This is a genomic window from Brevundimonas abyssalis TAR-001 (genome assembly GCF_000466985.1).
GTDB lineage: Bacteria > Pseudomonadota > Alphaproteobacteria > Caulobacterales > Caulobacteraceae > Brevundimonas > Brevundimonas abyssalis.
In genome coordinates this window covers 1-16,572 of sequence record NZ_BATC01000060.1, presented here as the reverse complement: position 1 = coordinate 16,572, position 16,572 = coordinate 1, and the positions used below count along the sequence as shown (strand labels likewise).

The following is a 16,572-nucleotide window of genomic DNA, read 5'->3' as shown; positions in this document are numbered from 1 at the left end:
GCTGACGCATCCGTGCGCGCAGCCCTCTCCCAATGGGAGAGGGAGATTCACAGCTGCAGGGCGTTGCCGAACAGGGCGCCGAGAAGGGCGAAGAACAAGGCTCCGCCGATGGCGATCGCATTGGCCGAGATGGGATCGCCCCACTTCCAGTCAATGGTTGACTCATCGGGTGCGGCGTTCTCGACCGGCGCGTCGGTCCAGTCTCCGTCATTGGCGGCGCCGAAGCGGGGGTGGCGCGGCTCCGGCGGGCGCCAGGCGGCGAGGGTGTCGAAGGCGTCCACATGACTGACGCGGGCGGACGGACGGCTGGAAAGCGGCTGATCCATGGGATGCCTAACGAAGACAGCGCCATGACGTTCCCGGCTCATGCGGCGGCCGCCAGGATCACGGGCTGTTCGGTGGCGACGAACAGATATTCGACGTTCCGCAGCCGCCCGACAGAGCCCACCTTTTCGCCCTTGGGATTATGGATGCCGATGCGCGCGCCCACATAGCGCGGGCGGGCGATCTCGATGACCTGGACGTGGCCGCGGCCCGACAGCATGGCCACGAGATCGTCGCGGGACAGATAGCCCTCGTCGTTGAACGAGACGATCAGATTGGGCGCGTCCAGCCGCTCGATCACGGTGCGCATGGCCTCGCGGATGCCGGGGCGGCTGTTGAAGGGGCTCTTGCGGGTCTTCACGTCCACGCGCTTGTTGGCGATGCCGTAGGTCTCGGGCTTGTCCCAGAGGACCAGGCTTTCCCAGACGTGGTAGTTGGCCAGGTAGGAGTGCTGATTGTACGGCGGGTCCAGATAGACCAGATCGGCCTGGACCTGCCCGGCCATCTCCAGCGCGTCGGCGCGGGTGGCGCGGCAGGGGCCGGAGACGGCGGGCTGAAGCGCGGGCAGCCGCAGTTCGATGTCCTTGAGGGCGCGCGGCGCCCACTGTTTCATATAGGCCATCTGCAGGCCGGCGGTGGAATCCACGCGGTCGGCGGCCTCCATCAGCGAGACCAGGGCGATGGCCTTCAGCTCGGGCTCAAGCCCCATGGTCTCGATGCGCTCGCGCATGGCGTCGATGCGGGCGCCGTTGCGAGGATGGAAGAAGCGGGCGTCCTCGCAGCAGGCCTTGGTGAACCAGCCGGGTTCGCCCTTCAGCGCCGACAGTTCGGCGATGACGGTTTCCGCCTTGTCGGCCCAGCGGTCGCGGTCGGCCTGGACGTAGCACGTGGCCAGCATGTGGGCGTAGGCGTTCAGGTCGTTGGCGTGGACGGTGAAGCCCTCGCCCTTGAGGGCATGGCCTACGCGCGCCGTGCCGCTGAACAGGTCGCAGACGGTTCCCCCGTTCGGCAGCAAACCGCGCACCGTCCGGACGATGTCCGCCAGCAGCGCGCGCTTTGAGCCGATGTATTTGATCATGCCGCCTCACCCGAAAGAGGGCGGCAGTGTGGGGGGGTGCGGAGGGAAAAGAGAACCCTCTCCCGACGGGAGAGGGCCGGCTCCACGCAGCGGAATGCGAAGCAGACCGCTGCGTGGAGGGTGAGGGTCGGCGTGCAAGGCGCAACAGCCCGCCCCTCATCCCCCGCGCCAGCACGAAGACGCTTCGCGCCTTCGTGCGCGGGTTCCCCCTTCTCCCATCGGGAGAAGGCTATTTCGTCCGCTTCCGCTTCGCCTTCGCCGGGGCGTGGGCCAGGCGCAGGAGGTTGGCGGCGCCGGGGGCGCCGAAGGGGGTGCCGGCCAGGATCAGGACGCGCTGGCCGGGCTCGGCGAGGCCGTACTCCATGGCGGCCTGCACCGCGTCCTCGGTGACCTGCTCCAGCGATTCCGGCTGGCGGCCCAGACGGGGCTCCAGTCCCCAGACCAGGGCCAGGCGACGGGCGGTGTCGGGATTGGGGGTCAGGGCCAGGATGGGCTGCAACGGCCGCTCGCGCGCCATGCGCCGGGCCGTGCCGCCCAGGGTAGTGAAGACCACCATGCAGGCGGTGGACGAGGCCTCGGCGGCCTTGCGCGCGGCGGCGACCAGAGCGTCCACATCGTGCTCGTCCATGCCCGCGTGCTCGGCGTCCATCAGGCCGGGCCAAAGGGGATCGCTCTCCACCCGTTCCATGATGCGGTTCATCATGGCGACGGATTCCAGCGGATAGTCGCCCGAGGCGGTCTCCGCCGACAGCATCAGGGCGTCGGCGCCCTCATAGACCGCATTGGCCACGTCCGACGCCTCGGCGCGGGTGGGCGCGGGGGCGCTGGTCATGGATTCCAGCATCTGGGTGGCGACGATGGCCGGCACGCCGCGCTGGCGGGCCATGCGCAGGATCTGCTTCTGGGCCACCGGCACGTCCTCGGGGTCCAGCTCGACCCCCAGATCGCCGCGCGCCACCATGACCCCGTCGGAATAGTCGAGGATGGCGGCCAATTCGGTCAGGGCTGCGGGCTTCTCGATCTTGGCCAGGCAGGCGGCCCTGCCGTTCACCAGCCGCTTCAGCTCGGCCATGTCCTCGGCCTTTTGCACGAACGAGAGGGCCACCCAGTCCACGCCCATGCGCAGGGCGAAGGCCAGATCCTCGCGGTCCTTGGGGGTCAGGGCGGAGACGGGAATGACGGCCTGGGGCACGGCCACGCCCTTGCGGTCCGACAGTTTCGATCCGCTGAGGACCTCCACGTCGGCCCATTTGTCGTCGCGCTTGATCACCTTCAGACGCACGCGGCCGTCGTCCAGCAGCAGCAGATGATCCTCGCGCAGGGCCTTGAAGATTTCCGGGTGCGGCATGCACACGCGGGTCTCGTCGCCGGGGGTCTCGTCCAGATCCAGGCGCAGGCGCTGGCCCGGCGTGACGGAGATCTCCACGTCCCGGAACCGGCCCAGGCGCAGCTTGGGGCCCTGCAGGTCGGCCAGCACGCCCAGCGGGCGTTGCAGGGCCATCTCGGCGCCGCGCACGGCCTTCAGCGCGGCGGCGTGGTCCTCGTGGGAGCCGTGGCTGAAGTTCAGGCGGAACACATCCACCCCCGCCTGGGCCAGGGCCTTGACGGTTCCGGGCGCGACTGGCGGGACCGAGGGTGGCGACGATGCGCGCGCGCCGGGCTCTGTTCATGCGGGTTCCACGGGTGAAAGGGTTTGCCTGCCCCTTGTGCCGTCGAATCCCGCCGTATGAAAGGCGAGGCCTCTCACACGAAACATGAAGTTATGCGCGCCTCAGTCGCCCGACGGACAGGCGGGCGTGGGGCTCCAGCCCAGTTCGACGCAGCGGCCGTCCATCTCGCCTTCGGGGTCGATGCCGACCACGGCGGCCAGGGTCGGCGCGATGTCCACGGTGCGGAGGGGCCAGAAGCGCTCCTGCCCCTGCCCTTCGCCGCCGGAACGCCAGAAGATGATCGGCACGCGCCGGTCATAGTCCCACGGCGACCCGTGGCTGGAGAGGGTGCCGCCCAACCGCGCGCCGCCGTTCAGATAGGGCCTGTAGGCGCGCAGAATGTCCGGGGACCGCCCCTCGACGGCTGACAGACGCAGCTTCTCGCGCAGTGTCAGCAGTTCAGGGTCCGGCTCGGACGGAATCGGATCGGCCAGCAGGTCGTCGCGGGCCACCGCCAGGGCCACCAGCGGATCGGCGTTCAGCATCCGAACCGCCGCCTCGACGACCTGGCCTCGCAGGGGTTCGGGCAGGCCGACCCCGTCCGCATCCGTGACGATAATCCCCCCGGCCGACGACCGCAGCGGATCAAAGTCCAGGTCGAACTGCTCGCGCAGGGCGGCGTTGACCCGCACGCCGAGGCCATCGTCGCCGCGGCGGGCGTCCGGATTGCCGTGAGCGGTCATCCGCTCGACCATGTCCGAGCCGCCATGGTCCGACGTCAGGACCAGCGCCACACCGCCGGGAATGTCGTCCAGCCGGTCCAGGAATTCGCCCAGCGCCGCGTCCAGCCGCAACATCTGCTCGCACATTTCCGGGCCCTGCGTGCCATAGACATGGCCGATGATATCGGAGCCCGACAGGCTGACGCCCAGCACGTCCGTGACGCCCCGACGGCCCAACTGGAGCCCATTCAGCAAATGCCCGGCCGCCGCCAGGGTCGCTTCGTCATACAGCGGCGAGACCTCGACCTCGAACGCGGTCGGCGGCAGATCGGAATGAAACGTCCCGTCGCCGATGGTCCAGTCCGCCGCCAGGGCGCGGCACTGTTCGTGCTGATAGGTCCAGCCCAGCTCGCCCGATTGGGTCAGCGCGGTCATGGCCTCCACCAGCTCGGCGTTGAAGTCGGCGACCGGGGCCAGACGCGCCTCCGCGTCCTGGCCCGGCGCCACATAGGTGGTCAGGCCGCTTTCCACGAACCAGTAGGCGCCGTCGTCATTCTGGCCGGCCAGGGCGATGGCGCCCCGGTCCTTGCCCGACACCGCCACGCTCAGACTCTCCGGATCGCGCGCCTTCAACCAGTCACCCAGGGTCGTGGCGTGCATCTGACCCGGCCCGACCGGGCCGTTGTCGCTCTCGCCGCCATGGGCCAGCGCATTCTCGGGCGCGGCCAGGCAGTACACATCCTGACCTGTGGTGGTGTCGATCCAGCCGTTGGCGATGACCCCGTTTCTCGCCGGGTGGGTTCCGGTCAGGATCGTGGCGTGCCCGGCGCAGGTGACGGTGTTTCCGTGGCTCTGATAGCCGTTGATGTGCACCAGACCCTCATCGGCCAGTCGGCGCAGGCCATGGCGGAAGTGCGGACGATACTGGTTGAACAGATTGGCGCTGAGCTGGTCCACGACGACGGCGACCACCAGCGCGGGCCGTTCCTCGGCCGGTTGAGCCGCGACCGGCGTGGCGAGAAGGGCGAACATGGCGGCAGTGGTGAGAAGTCTGTTCACGAGTCAGTATCCCGATGGCTTGGCCGCCGCTTCTAGCGTGGCTCACCCACAGCGCAACGGTGGGACGGCGTTCTGGGACAAACGGCGCGGCTGCTGGTGCGAGCGGCGGGGGTCGAACCCGCATGACCAAAGGCCGAGGGATTTTAAGTCCCTTGCGTCTACCAGTTTCGCCACGCTCGCGTCTGCTGAGCCGTAGCCTTTCAGGGGTCTGGCGTCGAGATTCGCCTTACGCCTTGCTTTCGCCCTCGTTTTCCGCCATCTTGGGCTGGTCGATCTCTTTGCGTAACGCCCCGTTCTTCTATGCGACGCATTGAGGCCAGCCGTTTCCATTCAGACCCGACAGGCCGAACAGGGATGTCCCCTGCGGCCAATGCCTACTAGGAGGTCATGATATGGCTACCGGCACCGTTAAATGGTTCAACCCCACCAAGGGCTTCGGCTTCATCGAGCCCACCGACGGCGGCAAGGATGTGTTCGTGCACATCTCGGCCGTTGAGCGCGCGGGCATGAACTCGCTGAACGAAGGCCAGAAGGTTTCCTACGAGCTGGAGCGCGATGCGCGTTCGGGCAAGGAATCCGCCGGCCAACTGCAGTCCGCGTAATCGCGGATAAACTGCATGACGATCCCGATCCGGCGTTCACCGCCGTCGATCGGGATCACGCGGCGATCGCCTTTGATGGAAAGGTCGTTCGCGTCCTGCCTTCAGGGCGTCGCCGCGTAAAGCTGGTCAACGGACATCAGGTCACCGTGCTTCCCGTGCGTGAGGATCCGTCCTCTCCGCCGGAAGTGGGGGATACCGTGGTGGTCGAGATCGGCTTCAATCAGCTGAAGGGCTGGCGCCTCGCGCGCCAGCCCTGAGGCCCCCTCTTTCAGAAAGGGCCTCAAACCATGGCGCTCACCGACATGATCCCGCGTATGTCCGATGCGGAACTCAAGGTTCTGCGGACCAACGCCTCGCGTCTCCTGGAGCACGGCCTGCCCGCCCAGAAGATCGCCGCCAGCGACATCCTGCCCCAGATCGACGGCGAGATCGAAAGCCGACAAGACGCCGCGCCGCCCAAGAAGACGCCCGCGCCGCGCAAGAAAAAGGCCGCTGTCGCTCCCGACGCGGCTGATCACACGAGACGAACTCAGATCGCGGACTCGCTCGCTTCAGAGGCCGTATCAGAGACGATTGCGCTGCTGCTGGCGGCCATGCCCAGACCGATCACCCACAGCAGACAGATCAAAAGCCCAATTCCCGAACAGATCGATCCGGCAATAGCCATCCCTTTTCCGACGGGCTTGCCGAGCGCGACCAGACCGAACACCAGACCAAGCGGCGCCAGTATCCAGGCGATCAGTCCGATAATCGGGATCCACGCAAACAGGATCGACAGGATGCCGAGAACCAGAGATGCGACGGCGAGGCCATTGCTCTGAGGCGGAGCCTGGGTGTGAACATGAATGTTCTGGCCCGGATGGTAAGGCTCTTGTGACACTGCAGTCCCCCGTAACGCCGTTGACGAACAACCTTTGATGGCATGGTTCGCCGGAAGCTCAAACAGTCAGAGCGAAAACGGCGGATTGGCCAAGGTTACAGGTCGCCCTATTCAGCCGCCGCTCTGAAATCCACATCTGAATCCGCGATCAGCCACAGCAGCGCGGCCCAGGCGGCGACGTTCTGGTCCAGGTTCTCGGGCTCGATGCGATCGATCACGTCATCCACCGTGTGGTGCACGTCAAAATAGTCGGTGCCGTCCTGCGCCAACCGGAAGGCGGGAACGCCCAGCGCCACGGTCGGACCGGTGTCCGGCCCGCCGCCCCGCGCGGGCGCGCCGTCCCAGACGATGCCCAGCGGCGTCAGCACCCGCATGGCCGCGCGCTGGAACTCGGTTCCGCCCATGCCCTCGGGCAGGCCCAGAGCGTAGATCGGCCCGGCGCCGAAATCGCTTTCCGAAATCGCCACATGGTTCGCGGCTTCATCGCTGATGGAGTCCGCGTAGGCGCGCGCGCCGGCCAGGCCTTGCGCCGGGGCGGGCTGGCTGACTTCCTCTGCGCCCCACCACACCACGCGGATGGTTCGGCGCGGACGTTCGGGCAGGTCGGCGATCAGCTTGAGCGCCGCGGTGGTGATGCCGATGCCGGAGGCGTCGTCGATGGCGCCGGTGCCCAGATCCCAGCTGTCCAGATGGCCGCCGATGGTGATGATTTCCTCGGGCCGTTCGCTGCCGACCACCTCGGCGATGACGTTCTGCGAATAGGCGTGGCCGGTGAAGCCCGCCGTGGAGAACAGGCGGATGCGGATCGGCTCGTCGGTCATGGCGGCCATGCGCGCCAGCTGGTCGGCGTCGGGCGGACTGATGGCGAAGGCGGGAACCGCGTCGTCGCTGACCGAGGTGGCGCCGGTGTGGGCGAAGCGGTGATCGTGGGTCCCCAGCGAGCGCAACAGGAAGCCCACCGCCCCGCGCCGCGCCGCCTCGGTCGGTCCCTGAAACCGGATCACGGAGGTGGAGCCGTAGCCGCGCCCGTCCTGGGCCCGGGGGGTGTCCTGCAGAACCACGGCGATCTTGCCCTCCAGCGCGCCTTCGGGCTGGTCCAGCAGATCCTGATAAGTACGGAAGATCACAGCCTCGCCGGTGACGCCCTCCGCCGGGGTGGCCATGGCGCCGCCGAGGGCGGTGACGGTCAGGGGTTGCGGGAACGGCGAGAGCACCTCGACCTGCTCCACGCCCCGGTTCCAGACGGCCAGGGGGAACTCGTGAACCCGCACGTTCTGCAAGCCCAGGCCGGTCATGAATTCCTCGCCCCACGCGGCCGCCGCGCGCTCGGAGTCCGTGCCCGCCATGCGCGGGCCGAAGCGGGTGGTGATCTGCTCGACCACATCATAGGCGATGGTGCCTTCCAGCGCGCGGTCGCGCAGGGTCTTGGCGGTGCGGATCGCCTCGGCGTCCTGGGCCATGGCCGGCGCGGCGATCAGGCAGGCGACGGCGACGGACGTCGCCAGGCGGGAAAAAACGGACAACTGACGCACCCCATGAATTCAGAACAGAGGCGCGGACCCTAAAGCGTCAACGCGAGGGCGCAAGCGCGACGGAATCAACCGGTCCTTAACCGCGATGATTCACCAGTGTCAGCGTTACAGTTCACGCGGGGGCCTTCGACCATGAGTATCAAGACCGATGTCGTTCTGAGGGGCGACTGCATCGAAGTGCTGAAGGGCCTGCCCGACGCCAGCGTCGACATGGTCTTCGCCGACCCGCCCTATAACCTGCAGCTGGGCGGCGACCTGCTGCGGCCGGACAATTCGAAGGTGGATGCGGTCGACGACGACTGGGACCAGTTCGAGAGCTTCGCCGCCTATGACGCCTTCACCCGCGCCTGGCTGAGCGAGTGCCGCCGGGTGCTGAAGCCCGAGGGCTCCATCTGGGTGATCGGCAGCTATCACAATGTGTTCCGGCTGGGCGCCGCGATCCAGGACCTGGGCTTCTGGGTGCTGAACGACATCATCTGGCGCAAGTCCAACCCCATGCCCAACTTCAAGGGCACCCGCTTCACCAACGCCCACGAGACCCTGATCTGGGCCGCACGCAGCCGCGAGCAGAAGCGCTACACCTTCAACTACGACGCCCTGAAGGCCTTCAACGAAGACACCCAGATGCGCTCGGACTGGACCTTCGCCCTGTGCACGGGCGAAGAGCGGATCAAGGACGAAGACGGCAAGAAGGCCCACCCGACGCAAAAGCCCGAGGCTTTGCTGCACCGGGTCATGCTGGCGGCCACCCGGCCCGGCGACGTAGTGCTGGATCCCTTCTTCGGCACCGGCACCACCGGCGCGGCGGCGAAGCGCCTGGGCCGCCACTACATCGGCATCGAGCGCGAGGAGACCTACGCGAAGGTCGCCGAGAAACGCATCAAGGCCGTGGTCCCCGCCGCCCCCGAGGACCTGGCGGTCATGGGCTCCAAGAAGGCCGAACCGCGGGTGCCGTTCGGCGCCCTGGTGGAAGCCGGACTGCTGCGTCCCGGCGACCGTCTGTATTGCCCCAGGGGCGAGCGCGAGGCGCGCGTGCGCGCCGACGGCAGCCTGGCCCATGGCGATCTGACCGGCTCGATCCACAAGCTTGGCGCCCTGCTGGACAACGCCCCGGCCTGCAACGGCTGGACCTTCTGGCGCTACAAGACCGACCGGGGCTTCCAGCTCATCGACGACCTGCGCACCCAGATGCGGGCCGGGATGCAGTGACGCGTTGACGCCCTGCCCCGCGCGCGTCACCGTCGGGTGACGACAGGGGATGCGTAATGAGTTCACCGGATGTCGCCGCGCTGGAGCTGCGCGGCCTGAAGAAGGTCTTCACCCGCCCGGCGGTGGATGACCTGGATCTGACCGTGCGGGCGGGCGAGCTGTACGCCCTGCTCGGCCCCAACGGCGCGGGCAAGACCACGACCCTGCGCATGGTGGCGGGCCTGACCCAGCCCACGGCCGGTTCGATCCGCGTGTTCGGCGTGGACGCCGTCGCCGATCCGGTCGCGGCCAAGCGCATGATCGCCTGGCTGCCGGACGAGCCCATGCTCTACGACAAGCTGACGCCCATGGAGTATCTGGAGTTCGTGGCCGGTCTTTGGGGCGTCAACGCGAAGACCGCACGCAAGCGGGCGCAGGAGCTGCTGGAATGGCTGGCCCTGTGGGAGCATCGGGGCGAGCGGTGCGAGGGCTTTTCGCGCGGCATGAAGCAGAAGGCGGCGCTGGCCGGCGCCCTGATCCATGAGCCGCGCCTGCTGATGCTGGACGAGCCGCTGACCGGTCTGGACGCGGCCATGGCCAGACAGGTCAAGAACGTGCTGCAGGAGAAGGTGCGCACGGGCGCCACGGTGATCCTGACCACCCATATTCTCGACGTGGCCGAGCGCATGGCCGACCGCATCGGCATCATCCAGCACGGGCGCTGCTGGCCGAAGGCAGTCTGGCCGAACTGAGCACGCGCGCGGGTCGTCAGGACGGCACACTGGAGGACGTGTTCCTGGACCTGACCTCCGGCCCCGTCCCCGCATGATCCGGTTTCTCAAGGCGGGCTCGATCCCCTGGCTGCTGGCGCACGAGGTGCGGCTCGGCTGGCGCGGCATGGACGGCAAGCAGGGTGAGAAGAAAGAGGGCCTGAGCGCGGGCAAGGCCATGCTGATCCTGCTGATCGGCCTGGCGCTTCTCGGCCTGGTGGGCGGCGGCGTGGGGCTGGCGTTCCTTGTGTCCGAGTTTCCCCTCACGGCCAGTCCCATGGCCGCCCTGATCGCCACGGGGGCCATGGGGGCGATCCTGACCCTGATGCTGACCCACGCCATCAATGCGTCAGTGCAGGCGCTGTATCAGCGGGGCGATCTGGACCTGCTGATGTCCTCGCCGCTGAAGCCCCGCGTGGTGCTGACCGTGCGGCTGATCGCCATCGCGGTGGTGGCGGGCCTGCTCTACTACATTCTGATCACGCCGTTCGTGCTGGCGGCCTGGGCGCTGGGCCAGCCGCACTGGCTCGCGCTCTACGGCCTGATCGCGGGCCTGACCCTGATCGCCACGACCCTGAGCCTGGGCGTGACCATGGGTCTGTTCGCCCTTATCGGTCCGCGGCGCACCCGGGTGGCGGCCCAGGTGACGGCGGGGTTCGTGGGCGCCGCGGCGTTTCTGGCCAGCCAGATCTACAATTTCACCCGTCCCCGCGACGACGAGGAAGGCGCGAGCGCCCTTGCCGAGCTGTTCCAGTCCTGGGCGGCGTCGGACGCCTTTCAGGACGGCGGGTGGGGAACCTGGGTCCTGCGCGCCGTGCTGGGTGAGCCCCTGCCCCTGATCCTGTTTCTGGCCGCCGGACTGATCGTGTTCGCGGTCACCACCACGGCCCTGGCCCGGCGCTTCGCCGAGAACGCCGCCGCCGCCGTGGGCGACCGGGCCGGTTCGAAGCCGCGCCGCGTCGCTGACCGCGCCTTCGCCGCCGGCCTGACGCGGGTGATGGTGCAGAAGGAGCTGCGTCTTCTGGCCCGCGATCCGCAGTTGCTCAGCCAGGTGCTGTTGCGGCTGCTGTATCTGCTGCCGCTGGGCTTCATCCTGTTCAGGAACGCGCAGTCGGGCGTGGGCGTGGCCTTCGGCGCGGGGGCCGTGGTGATCATGGCGGGCCAGCTGGCGGGCAGCTTCTCGTGGATCACCATCTCGGCCGAGGACAGCCCCGAGCTGTTGCGCTCGGCGCCGGTGCAGCAGGGCCGCGTGGATCGGGCCAAGCTGTACGCCGCCCTGATCCCGGCCATGAGCCTGACGGCCGTGGCGCTGGCCGGGCTGGCGGTGATCGCGCCGCTGGCCAGCGTGGTGGTGCTGATCGGCTGTCTGGCCGCCTCGGCCTCGGCGGGCCTGATCAATATCTGGCGTCAGAAGCCGGCCCAGCGACGCGACTTCCAGAAGAGCCGCAAGGGTTCGCTCCTGGTCGGCCTGGCGGAATTCCTTGTGGGCGCCCTGTGGGCCGCGGCCACCGGGCTGGCGGTGGCGGGTCAGATCTGGGCCCTGCTGCCCGCCGCCCTGGCGGTGGGGTTCACCCTGATGCTGCGCCGATCGCCCGAGAAGATCGCGGCGGCCGCAGCGCTTTCCTGAACACGCTGGGCAGGGCCTGGGCGGCCTCGGCCTCTTCGGTCCAGATGAAATCCCCCTGCCCGCGCGCCTCGAACACCGTCAAGGTCAGGGCGAAGTGGGTGAAGACGTGCTCCACCTCGCCGGTCGGCCGCCAGTCCGCGTGAACCGGCGCGGCCTCTGATCCGGCGCCGGACTCGTCCCAGCTACTGGTGGGCAAGCCCAGCATGGCGCCCAGCAGGCCCTTGTCCGGTCGCCGTTCCAGCGCCACGCGCCCCTGCCCGTCCCGGAGCACGAACACCGCGCCCTTGCGTCGGGGCCGGGCGGCTTTCCTCGTCTTCAGGGGGTAGCGCCCCGGATCGCCTGTCCTGAACGCGGCGCAGGCGAACGCCAGAGGGCAGCGGTCGCACAGGGGCGCCTTGGGGCGGCACACGGTGGCGCCCAGATCCATCAGGGCCTGGGCCCAATCGCCGGGCCGGTCCTCGCGCACCAGAGTGGCGGCCAGACGCTTCAGCTCCGGCTTCGCGGCGGGCAGCGGCGTCTCGACGGCGAACAGGCGGGCCGTGACCCGCTCCACATTGCCGTCGACGACATTGGCGGGCCGGTCAAAGGCGATGGCGGCCACGGCGGCGGCGGTGTAGGCGCCCACCCCCCGCAGGGCCAGCAAACCCGCCTCCTCATCCGGAAACACGCCGCCATGCTCCCCCGCCACGGCGCGGGCGCAAGCCAGCAGGTTGCGGGCACGGGCGTAGTAGCCCAGCCCCGCCCAGGCGGCCATCAGATCGCCGTCCTCCACCGCCGCCAGATCGGCCACGGTCGGCCAGCGCCGGGTGAAGTCGAGAAAGTAGGCCGTGGCGTGGGGGACAGTGGTCTGCTGCAGCATCACCTCGGACAGCCAGACGCGGTACGGGTCGGGCCGCGCCCCCGCCGCGCGCTCGTGCGGGCCCACGCGCCACGGCAGGGCGCGGGCATGGGCGTCATACCAGTCCAGCAGGGCGGCACGGACCGCAGGGACGAATTGGGGTGAGTCCGGCGTCATGATCGGGGCTATATAGAGCCATGGCCCGCCAACTGCCCACAGACGCCGAGGTCCGCGAGATTCTGTCGCGCAAGCGGACGCGCCCCGCGCCCCGGCCGGCCCCGCCGGTCGGCCGGTCGCTGGCGCCCTTCATCCGCGAACTGGACAAGAAATACGGGCGCGGGGCCGAGGCGCTGCAACCCCGCTGGCGCGAAATCGTCGGCGACCGGCTGGCCCGGGTCACCGAGCCGGTGAAGCTGACCAAGGGGCGCGGAAACGCGGGCGGTGCGCTGGAGCTGCGGGTCGCGGGCGCCGCCGCCCTGCTGGTCCAGCACCAGTCCGCCGACATCATCGAGCGGGTGAACCTGTTTCTGGGCGCGGGGGCTGTGGAGAAGCTGCGGATATCCCAGGGCCCCGTGCGCGGCCTGGTCGACCCTGCCTCCCCGACGCGAAAGACCCGCACGGCGCCGCCCCTGGACGCCGCCGCAGAGGCCGAGCTGGCCCGGTCGGTGGACGCCGCACCCGACGCGGTGAAGGCCGCCCTGCTGAAGCTGGGGCGGGCGGTGATGCGCAACACGCGCGGCGATCAGCGTTGACAAACCTTCGCCGTCCTTGTTCTCGACTGTGGGACCAGCGCGCGACACCCGAGAATCGCGCGATCATGCCGAATTCATCGTTTTGAGGAGCCGCCCATGCGTCCGACCTTCCTGAACCGCCGCGCCGCCATGATCGCCGCCGTCGGCGCGACCCTGGCCCTGGCCGCCTGCGGGGGTGGTGGAGCGTCGTCTCCGGCCGAGGGCGACATGGCCAAGGGCGCCGGTGAGGACGCCGCCGTCACGGTGGTGGAATACGCCTCGGTCACCTGCGGCGTCTGCGCCGCCTGGAACGAGCAGGTGAAGCCCGAGTTCGAGGAACGCTACGTCAACAACAACCGCGTCCGCTTCGTCTTCCGCGAGTTGCCCACCGCGCCCCAGGACATCGCCGTGGCCGGCTTCCTGCTGGCCCGCTGCGCCGGCGACGACCGCTATTTCGAGGTGGTGGACCAGATCATGCGCGCCCAGCCTGAAATCTTCCAGGGCCAGGGCCGGGCCGCCCTGGTGCGCATCGCCGCCGATGCGGGCCTGAGCGAAGAAGAGTTCACCCAGTGCGTCACCGACGAGGACGCCATCCTGGCCATGGACGAGCGGGTCCAGGCGGCCATGCGCGCGGGCGTGACGGGCACCCCCTACTTCACCGTCAACGGCCGCCAGGTCACCGATTCCTCGCTGGAAGGCCTGGCCGCCGTGATCGACCCGCTGCTGGAAGCCGAGGGCTGAGCGTGAACCGGGCCGCATCCCTTATCGCGGCCGGGATCCTGGCCGCCGTCGCGCCCTGGGGTGCGGCGGCCCAGACGGCCGGCGGCGCGCACAACGGCCACGACCACGCGCCGGTCATGGCCTCCGCGCCGGTTCCGGCCGTCACGGCCGGGGACCGCATCCTGGGCGATCCGGACGCGCCCGTGACGGTGATCGAGTACGCCTCGTTCACCTGCGGCCACTGCGCCGACTGGCATGAACAGGTCTATCCGGCCTTCAAGGAACGGTTCATCGATACGGGCCAGGTGCGGTTCGTCTATCGCGATCTGCCGACGGCGCCGCAGAACCTGTCGCAGACCGCGGCCCTGGTGGCCCGCTGCGCAACGGCGGAGCAGTTTCCCGCCGTCGTCGACGCGCTCATGTCGGGCCAGGAGCAGCTGTACGCAAGCCGGGACGCGGCCGCCTGGCTTCTCGGCGCTGCGCAGGCCGGAGACCTGGGGCCGGATCAGCTGGAGACCTGCCTGAACGATCCCGAAGCTGATGCGGGGCTGGTCGATTCGGTTCGCGGCGCCGTGGCGGCGGGCGTAACCGGCACGCCGACCTTCTTCGTCAACGGCCAGAGGGTCGAGGGCGGTCTGGACAGCCTGGAAGCCGCCATCGCGCCCCTGATCGACCAGGGCGGCTGATCGGCCGTGGAATTCCTCCGCCTACGCATCGCGGGCTTCAAGTCCTTCGTGGACCCGGTGGAATTCCATATCGAGCCGGGACTGACGGGCATCGTCGGGCCCAACGGCTGCGGCAAGTCCAATGTGCTGGAGAGCCTGCGCTGGGTCATGGGGGCCAACTCGGCCAAGGCCATGCGCGGTCAGGGCATGGACGACGTGATCTTCGCCGGGGCGTCGGGGCGGCCCAGCCGCAACCACGCAGAGGTCCAGCTGACCATCGACAACGCCCAGCGGCGGGCCCCCCAGCCCTTTACTGACGCGCCGCTGCTGGAGGTGTCCCGCCGCATCGACCGGGGTCAGGGCTCCACCTACAAAGTCAACGGCAAGGAGGTGCGCGCGCGCGACGTGCAGCTGCTGTTCGCCGACGCCTCCACCGGGGCCAACTCGCCCGCCCTTGTGCGCCAGGGCCAGATCTCGGAGCTGATCGCCGCCAAGCCCCAGAACCGCCGCCGCATCCTCGAGGAGGCGGGCGGGGTGGCGGGCCTGCATACCCGCAGACACGAGGCCGAGCTGCGCCTGCGCGCCGCCGAGACAAATCTGGAGCGGCTGGACGACATCAGCCGCGAGCTGGAGACCACCCTCGCCCGCCTCAAGCGCGAGGCGCGGCAGGCCGAGAAGTACAAGAAGATCTCCGCCGAGATCCGCGCGCTGCAGGCAGCCCTGCTCTATGTGCGCTGGAACGACGCCCGCATGGCGGCCGAGGCCGCGAAGGCTGAGCTGGCCGAGGCGGATCAGGCGGTGGCCGAGGCCACACGGGACGCCACCCGCGCCCAGACCGCCGCCCTGGCCGCCCAGGAGGCCCTCAAGCCCGCCCGGGAGGAAGACGCGGTCGCCGCCGCCCTGCTGCACCGCGCCACCCTGGAGCGGGACCGGCTGGACATGGCCGAACAGGCCGCGCGGGACGAGATCGCGCGGATAACCGCGGATCAGACGCGCATCGCCGCCGACGCGGAGCGCGAACAGGACGCCGCCGCCGACGCCGAACGGGAGCTGGCCCGCCTCGCCGCCGATCTGGAAGCCGTACAGGCCGAGATCGCCGCCGCGCCCCAGCGGGGCCCGGAGCTTGAGGCTGCTCTGAAGACGGCGGAAGAGGCCCGCGCCGCCGCCGACGGCGAGGTGGAGCGTCAGGCCGGAGCGCTGGCCGCCGTGGAGGCCCGCGCCAACGCCGAGACGGCCCGCAAGCGTGACGCCGAGGCCCGTGTCGCCCGCGCCCGCCAGACCCTCGACAACGCCCACCGCGAGCGGGAGGCGTTGGGCCCGCTGGAGACGCCAGAGATCGCCGAGGCCCGCGCCGCGCTGGACGCCACGCTGGAAGACCTGCGCGCCGCCCGCGAGGCTGTGGAGACCGCCGAAACCGCCCGGGGCGACGCCGCCCGCGCGGAGGCCGAAGCGCGGCAGGAAGCCCGCAAGCTGGAGGACCGGCTGGGCCGCCTGCAGACCGAGGCGCGGGGGCTGGCCCAGTTGCTGACCGCCGCCAAGCGCGACTTTCCCCCGGCGCTGGATCAGGTGCGGGCCGAGCGGGGCTATGAAGCCGCGCTGGCCGCCGCGCTGGGCGACGATCTGGACGCGGCCCTGGACGCCCGCGCCGCGGCCCACTGGGCCGGTTCGGACGCGCCGCCGCCCGCGTGGCCGGACGGCGTGGAGCCGCTGGCCGGGAAGGTCACGGCGCCGGCGCAGTTGTCGGCCCGCCTGGGCTGGTGCGGGGTCGCCGCGCGGGAGGCCGCGCCGGACCTGGCCAAGGGTCTGCCCGTGGGCGCCCGTCTGGTGACGGTTCAGGGCGACCTGTTCCGCTGGGACGGCTTCGTGACCCGGGCCGAGGCGCCCCGCCCCGCCGCCATCCGGCTGGAGCAGCGCACCCGCCTGTCCGAGCTGGAGGCGGAGATCGACCGGGACAAGCCCGCCCTCGACGCCGTCCAGACCGCCCAGAAGACCGCCGCCGACGCCTTCCGCGCGGCCGAGGAGTTGCTGAAGACCGCCCGGCGCGGGCCGTTCGACGCAGAGAAGACCGTGGCCGCCGCCCGCGACCGGCACGAGGCCCTGAACCGCGATCAGGCCCGCCGCGAGGCCCGCGCCCAGGCCCTGGACGACACCCTCGTGCGGCTGGAGGCCGAACTGGCCGAGGCCGAG

Annotated in this window: 14 protein-coding genes, 1 tRNA gene and 1 pseudogene; 9 read left to right on the top strand and 7 right to left on the bottom strand. The window is 69.9% G+C overall.

All coding sequences use genetic code 11. From position 1 onward, the window contains the following. Nucleotides 1–47 precede the first annotated feature (47 nt). From MBEBAB_RS12405 to MBEBAB_RS12385, 5 genes and pseudogenes are all read right to left on the bottom strand, one after another. Nucleotides 48–326 (bottom strand): hypothetical protein, encoded by a 279-nt coding sequence (locus MBEBAB_RS12405; RefSeq protein ID WP_021698343.1) that lies wholly within the window; start codon nucleotides 324–326, stop codon nucleotides 48–50. Nucleotides 327–364: 38 nt separating this feature from the next. Next, entirely contained in the window at nucleotides 365–1,402 is a 1,038-nt protein-coding gene (locus tag MBEBAB_RS12400; protein WP_021698342.1) for a DNA adenine methylase, read from the bottom strand. Nucleotides 1,403–1,631: 229 nt separating this feature from the next. Further along, nucleotides 1,632–3,072: pseudogene (gene pyk / locus MBEBAB_RS12395) on the bottom strand (pyruvate kinase). A 101-nt stretch (nucleotides 3,073–3,173) separates the two neighbouring features. Beyond that, entirely contained in the window at nucleotides 3,174–4,832 is a 1,659-nt protein-coding gene (locus MBEBAB_RS12390) for an alkaline phosphatase family protein (RefSeq protein ID WP_021698340.1), read from the bottom strand. 94 nt (nucleotides 4,833–4,926) lie between these two features. Continuing rightward, nucleotides 4,927–5,012 (bottom strand) — tRNA-Leu (locus MBEBAB_RS12385). Between the two features lie 212 nt (nucleotides 5,013–5,224). On the opposite strand from MBEBAB_RS12385, the gene MBEBAB_RS12380 reads away from it, so the two are divergent. Then, nucleotides 5,225–5,434, top strand: coding sequence for a cold-shock protein (locus MBEBAB_RS12380; protein ID WP_021698339.1), 210 nt, complete (start codon nucleotides 5,225–5,227; stop codon nucleotides 5,432–5,434). Between the two features lie 287 nt (nucleotides 5,435–5,721). Beyond that, the gene (locus MBEBAB_RS12370; RefSeq protein WP_021698338.1) at nucleotides 5,722–6,255 is read left to right on the top strand and encodes a hypothetical protein; all 534 of its coding nucleotides are present in this window, start codon (nucleotides 5,722–5,724) and stop codon (nucleotides 6,253–6,255) included. 166 nt (nucleotides 6,256–6,421) lie between these two features. On the opposite strand, the gene MBEBAB_RS12365 is transcribed toward MBEBAB_RS12370, so the two are convergent. Next, entirely contained in the window at nucleotides 6,422–7,837 is a 1,416-nt protein-coding gene (locus MBEBAB_RS12365) for a M28 family peptidase (RefSeq protein WP_045319319.1), read from the bottom strand. Nucleotides 7,838–7,978: 141 nt separating this feature from the next. Here MBEBAB_RS12365 and MBEBAB_RS12360 point away from each other — a divergent pair, with 141 nt between their 5' ends. From MBEBAB_RS12360 to MBEBAB_RS12350, 3 genes are all read left to right on the top strand, one after another. Then, entirely contained in the window at nucleotides 7,979–9,055 is a 1,077-nt protein-coding gene (locus MBEBAB_RS12360) for a site-specific DNA-methyltransferase (protein ID WP_045319318.1), read from the top strand. Nucleotides 9,056–9,111: 56 nt separating this feature from the next. Then, nucleotides 9,112–9,786 carry an ABC transporter ATP-binding protein gene (locus tag MBEBAB_RS12355; RefSeq protein WP_021698335.1) on the top strand — a complete coding sequence of 225 codons (675 nt, stop codon included), beginning with the start codon at nucleotides 9,112–9,114 and terminating at the stop codon, nucleotides 9,784–9,786. A 73-nt stretch (nucleotides 9,787–9,859) separates the two neighbouring features. Then, a complete protein-coding gene (locus MBEBAB_RS12350; RefSeq protein WP_021698334.1) occupies nucleotides 9,860–11,431 on the top strand; it encodes a putative ABC transporter permease subunit in 1,572 nt (523 codons plus the stop codon). Here MBEBAB_RS12350 and mutY read toward each other — a convergent pair. Next, entirely contained in the window at nucleotides 11,373–12,446 is a 1,074-nt protein-coding gene (gene mutY, locus MBEBAB_RS12345) for an A/G-specific adenine glycosylase (protein ID WP_045319317.1), read from the bottom strand. The two genes, MBEBAB_RS12350 and mutY, sit on opposite strands and share 59 nt — an antisense overlap. 20 nt (nucleotides 12,447–12,466) lie before the next feature. Here mutY and MBEBAB_RS12340 point away from each other — a divergent pair, with 20 nt between their 5' ends. From MBEBAB_RS12340 to MBEBAB_RS12325, 4 genes are all read left to right on the top strand, one after another. After that, the gene (locus MBEBAB_RS12340) at nucleotides 12,467–13,021 is read left to right on the top strand and encodes a DUF721 domain-containing protein (RefSeq protein ID WP_021698333.1); all 555 of its coding nucleotides are present in this window, start codon (nucleotides 12,467–12,469) and stop codon (nucleotides 13,019–13,021) included. Nucleotides 13,022–13,117: 96 nt separating this feature from the next. Beyond that, nucleotides 13,118–13,741, top strand: a complete 624-nt coding sequence (locus MBEBAB_RS12335; RefSeq protein WP_021698332.1) for a thioredoxin domain-containing protein — start codon at nucleotides 13,118–13,120, stop codon at nucleotides 13,739–13,741. 2 nt (nucleotides 13,742–13,743) lie between these two features. Then, on the top strand, nucleotides 13,744–14,406 hold the full coding sequence (locus MBEBAB_RS12330) for a DsbA family protein (RefSeq protein WP_021698331.1): 663 nt from the start codon (nucleotides 13,744–13,746) through the stop codon (nucleotides 14,404–14,406). Nucleotides 14,407–14,412: 6 nt separating this feature from the next. Next, a partial coding sequence (locus tag MBEBAB_RS12325) for an AAA family ATPase (RefSeq protein ID WP_045319316.1) occupies nucleotides 14,413–16,572 on the top strand: 2,160 nt, incomplete at its 3' end.

Excerpts from the sequence above, each read along its gene's own strand:
- MBEBAB_RS12405 (WP_021698343.1), bottom strand. The coding sequence starts at position 326 with ATGGATCAGCCGCTTTCCAGCCGTCCGTCCGCCCGCGTCAGTCATGTG.
- MBEBAB_RS12400 (WP_021698342.1), bottom strand. The coding sequence starts at position 1,402 with ATGATCAAATACATCGGCTCAAAGCGCGCGCTGCTGGCGGACATCGTC.
- MBEBAB_RS12380 (WP_021698339.1), top strand. The coding sequence starts at position 5,225 with ATGGCTACCGGCACCGTTAAATGGTTCAACCCCACCAAGGGCTTCGGC.
- MBEBAB_RS12370 (WP_021698338.1), top strand. The coding sequence starts at position 5,722 with ATGGCGCTCACCGACATGATCCCGCGTATGTCCGATGCGGAACTCAAG.
- MBEBAB_RS12360 (WP_045319318.1), top strand. The coding sequence starts at position 7,979 with ATGAGTATCAAGACCGATGTCGTTCTGAGGGGCGACTGCATCGAAGTG.
- MBEBAB_RS12355 (WP_021698335.1), top strand. The coding sequence starts at position 9,112 with ATGAGTTCACCGGATGTCGCCGCGCTGGAGCTGCGCGGCCTGAAGAAG.
- MBEBAB_RS12350 (WP_021698334.1), top strand. The coding sequence starts at position 9,860 with ATGATCCGGTTTCTCAAGGCGGGCTCGATCCCCTGGCTGCTGGCGCAC.
- mutY (WP_045319317.1), bottom strand. The coding sequence starts at position 12,446 with ATGACGCCGGACTCACCCCAATTCGTCCCTGCGGTCCGTGCCGCCCTG.
- MBEBAB_RS12340 (WP_021698333.1), top strand. The coding sequence starts at position 12,467 with ATGGCCCGCCAACTGCCCACAGACGCCGAGGTCCGCGAGATTCTGTCG.
- MBEBAB_RS12335 (WP_021698332.1), top strand. The coding sequence starts at position 13,118 with ATGCGTCCGACCTTCCTGAACCGCCGCGCCGCCATGATCGCCGCCGTC.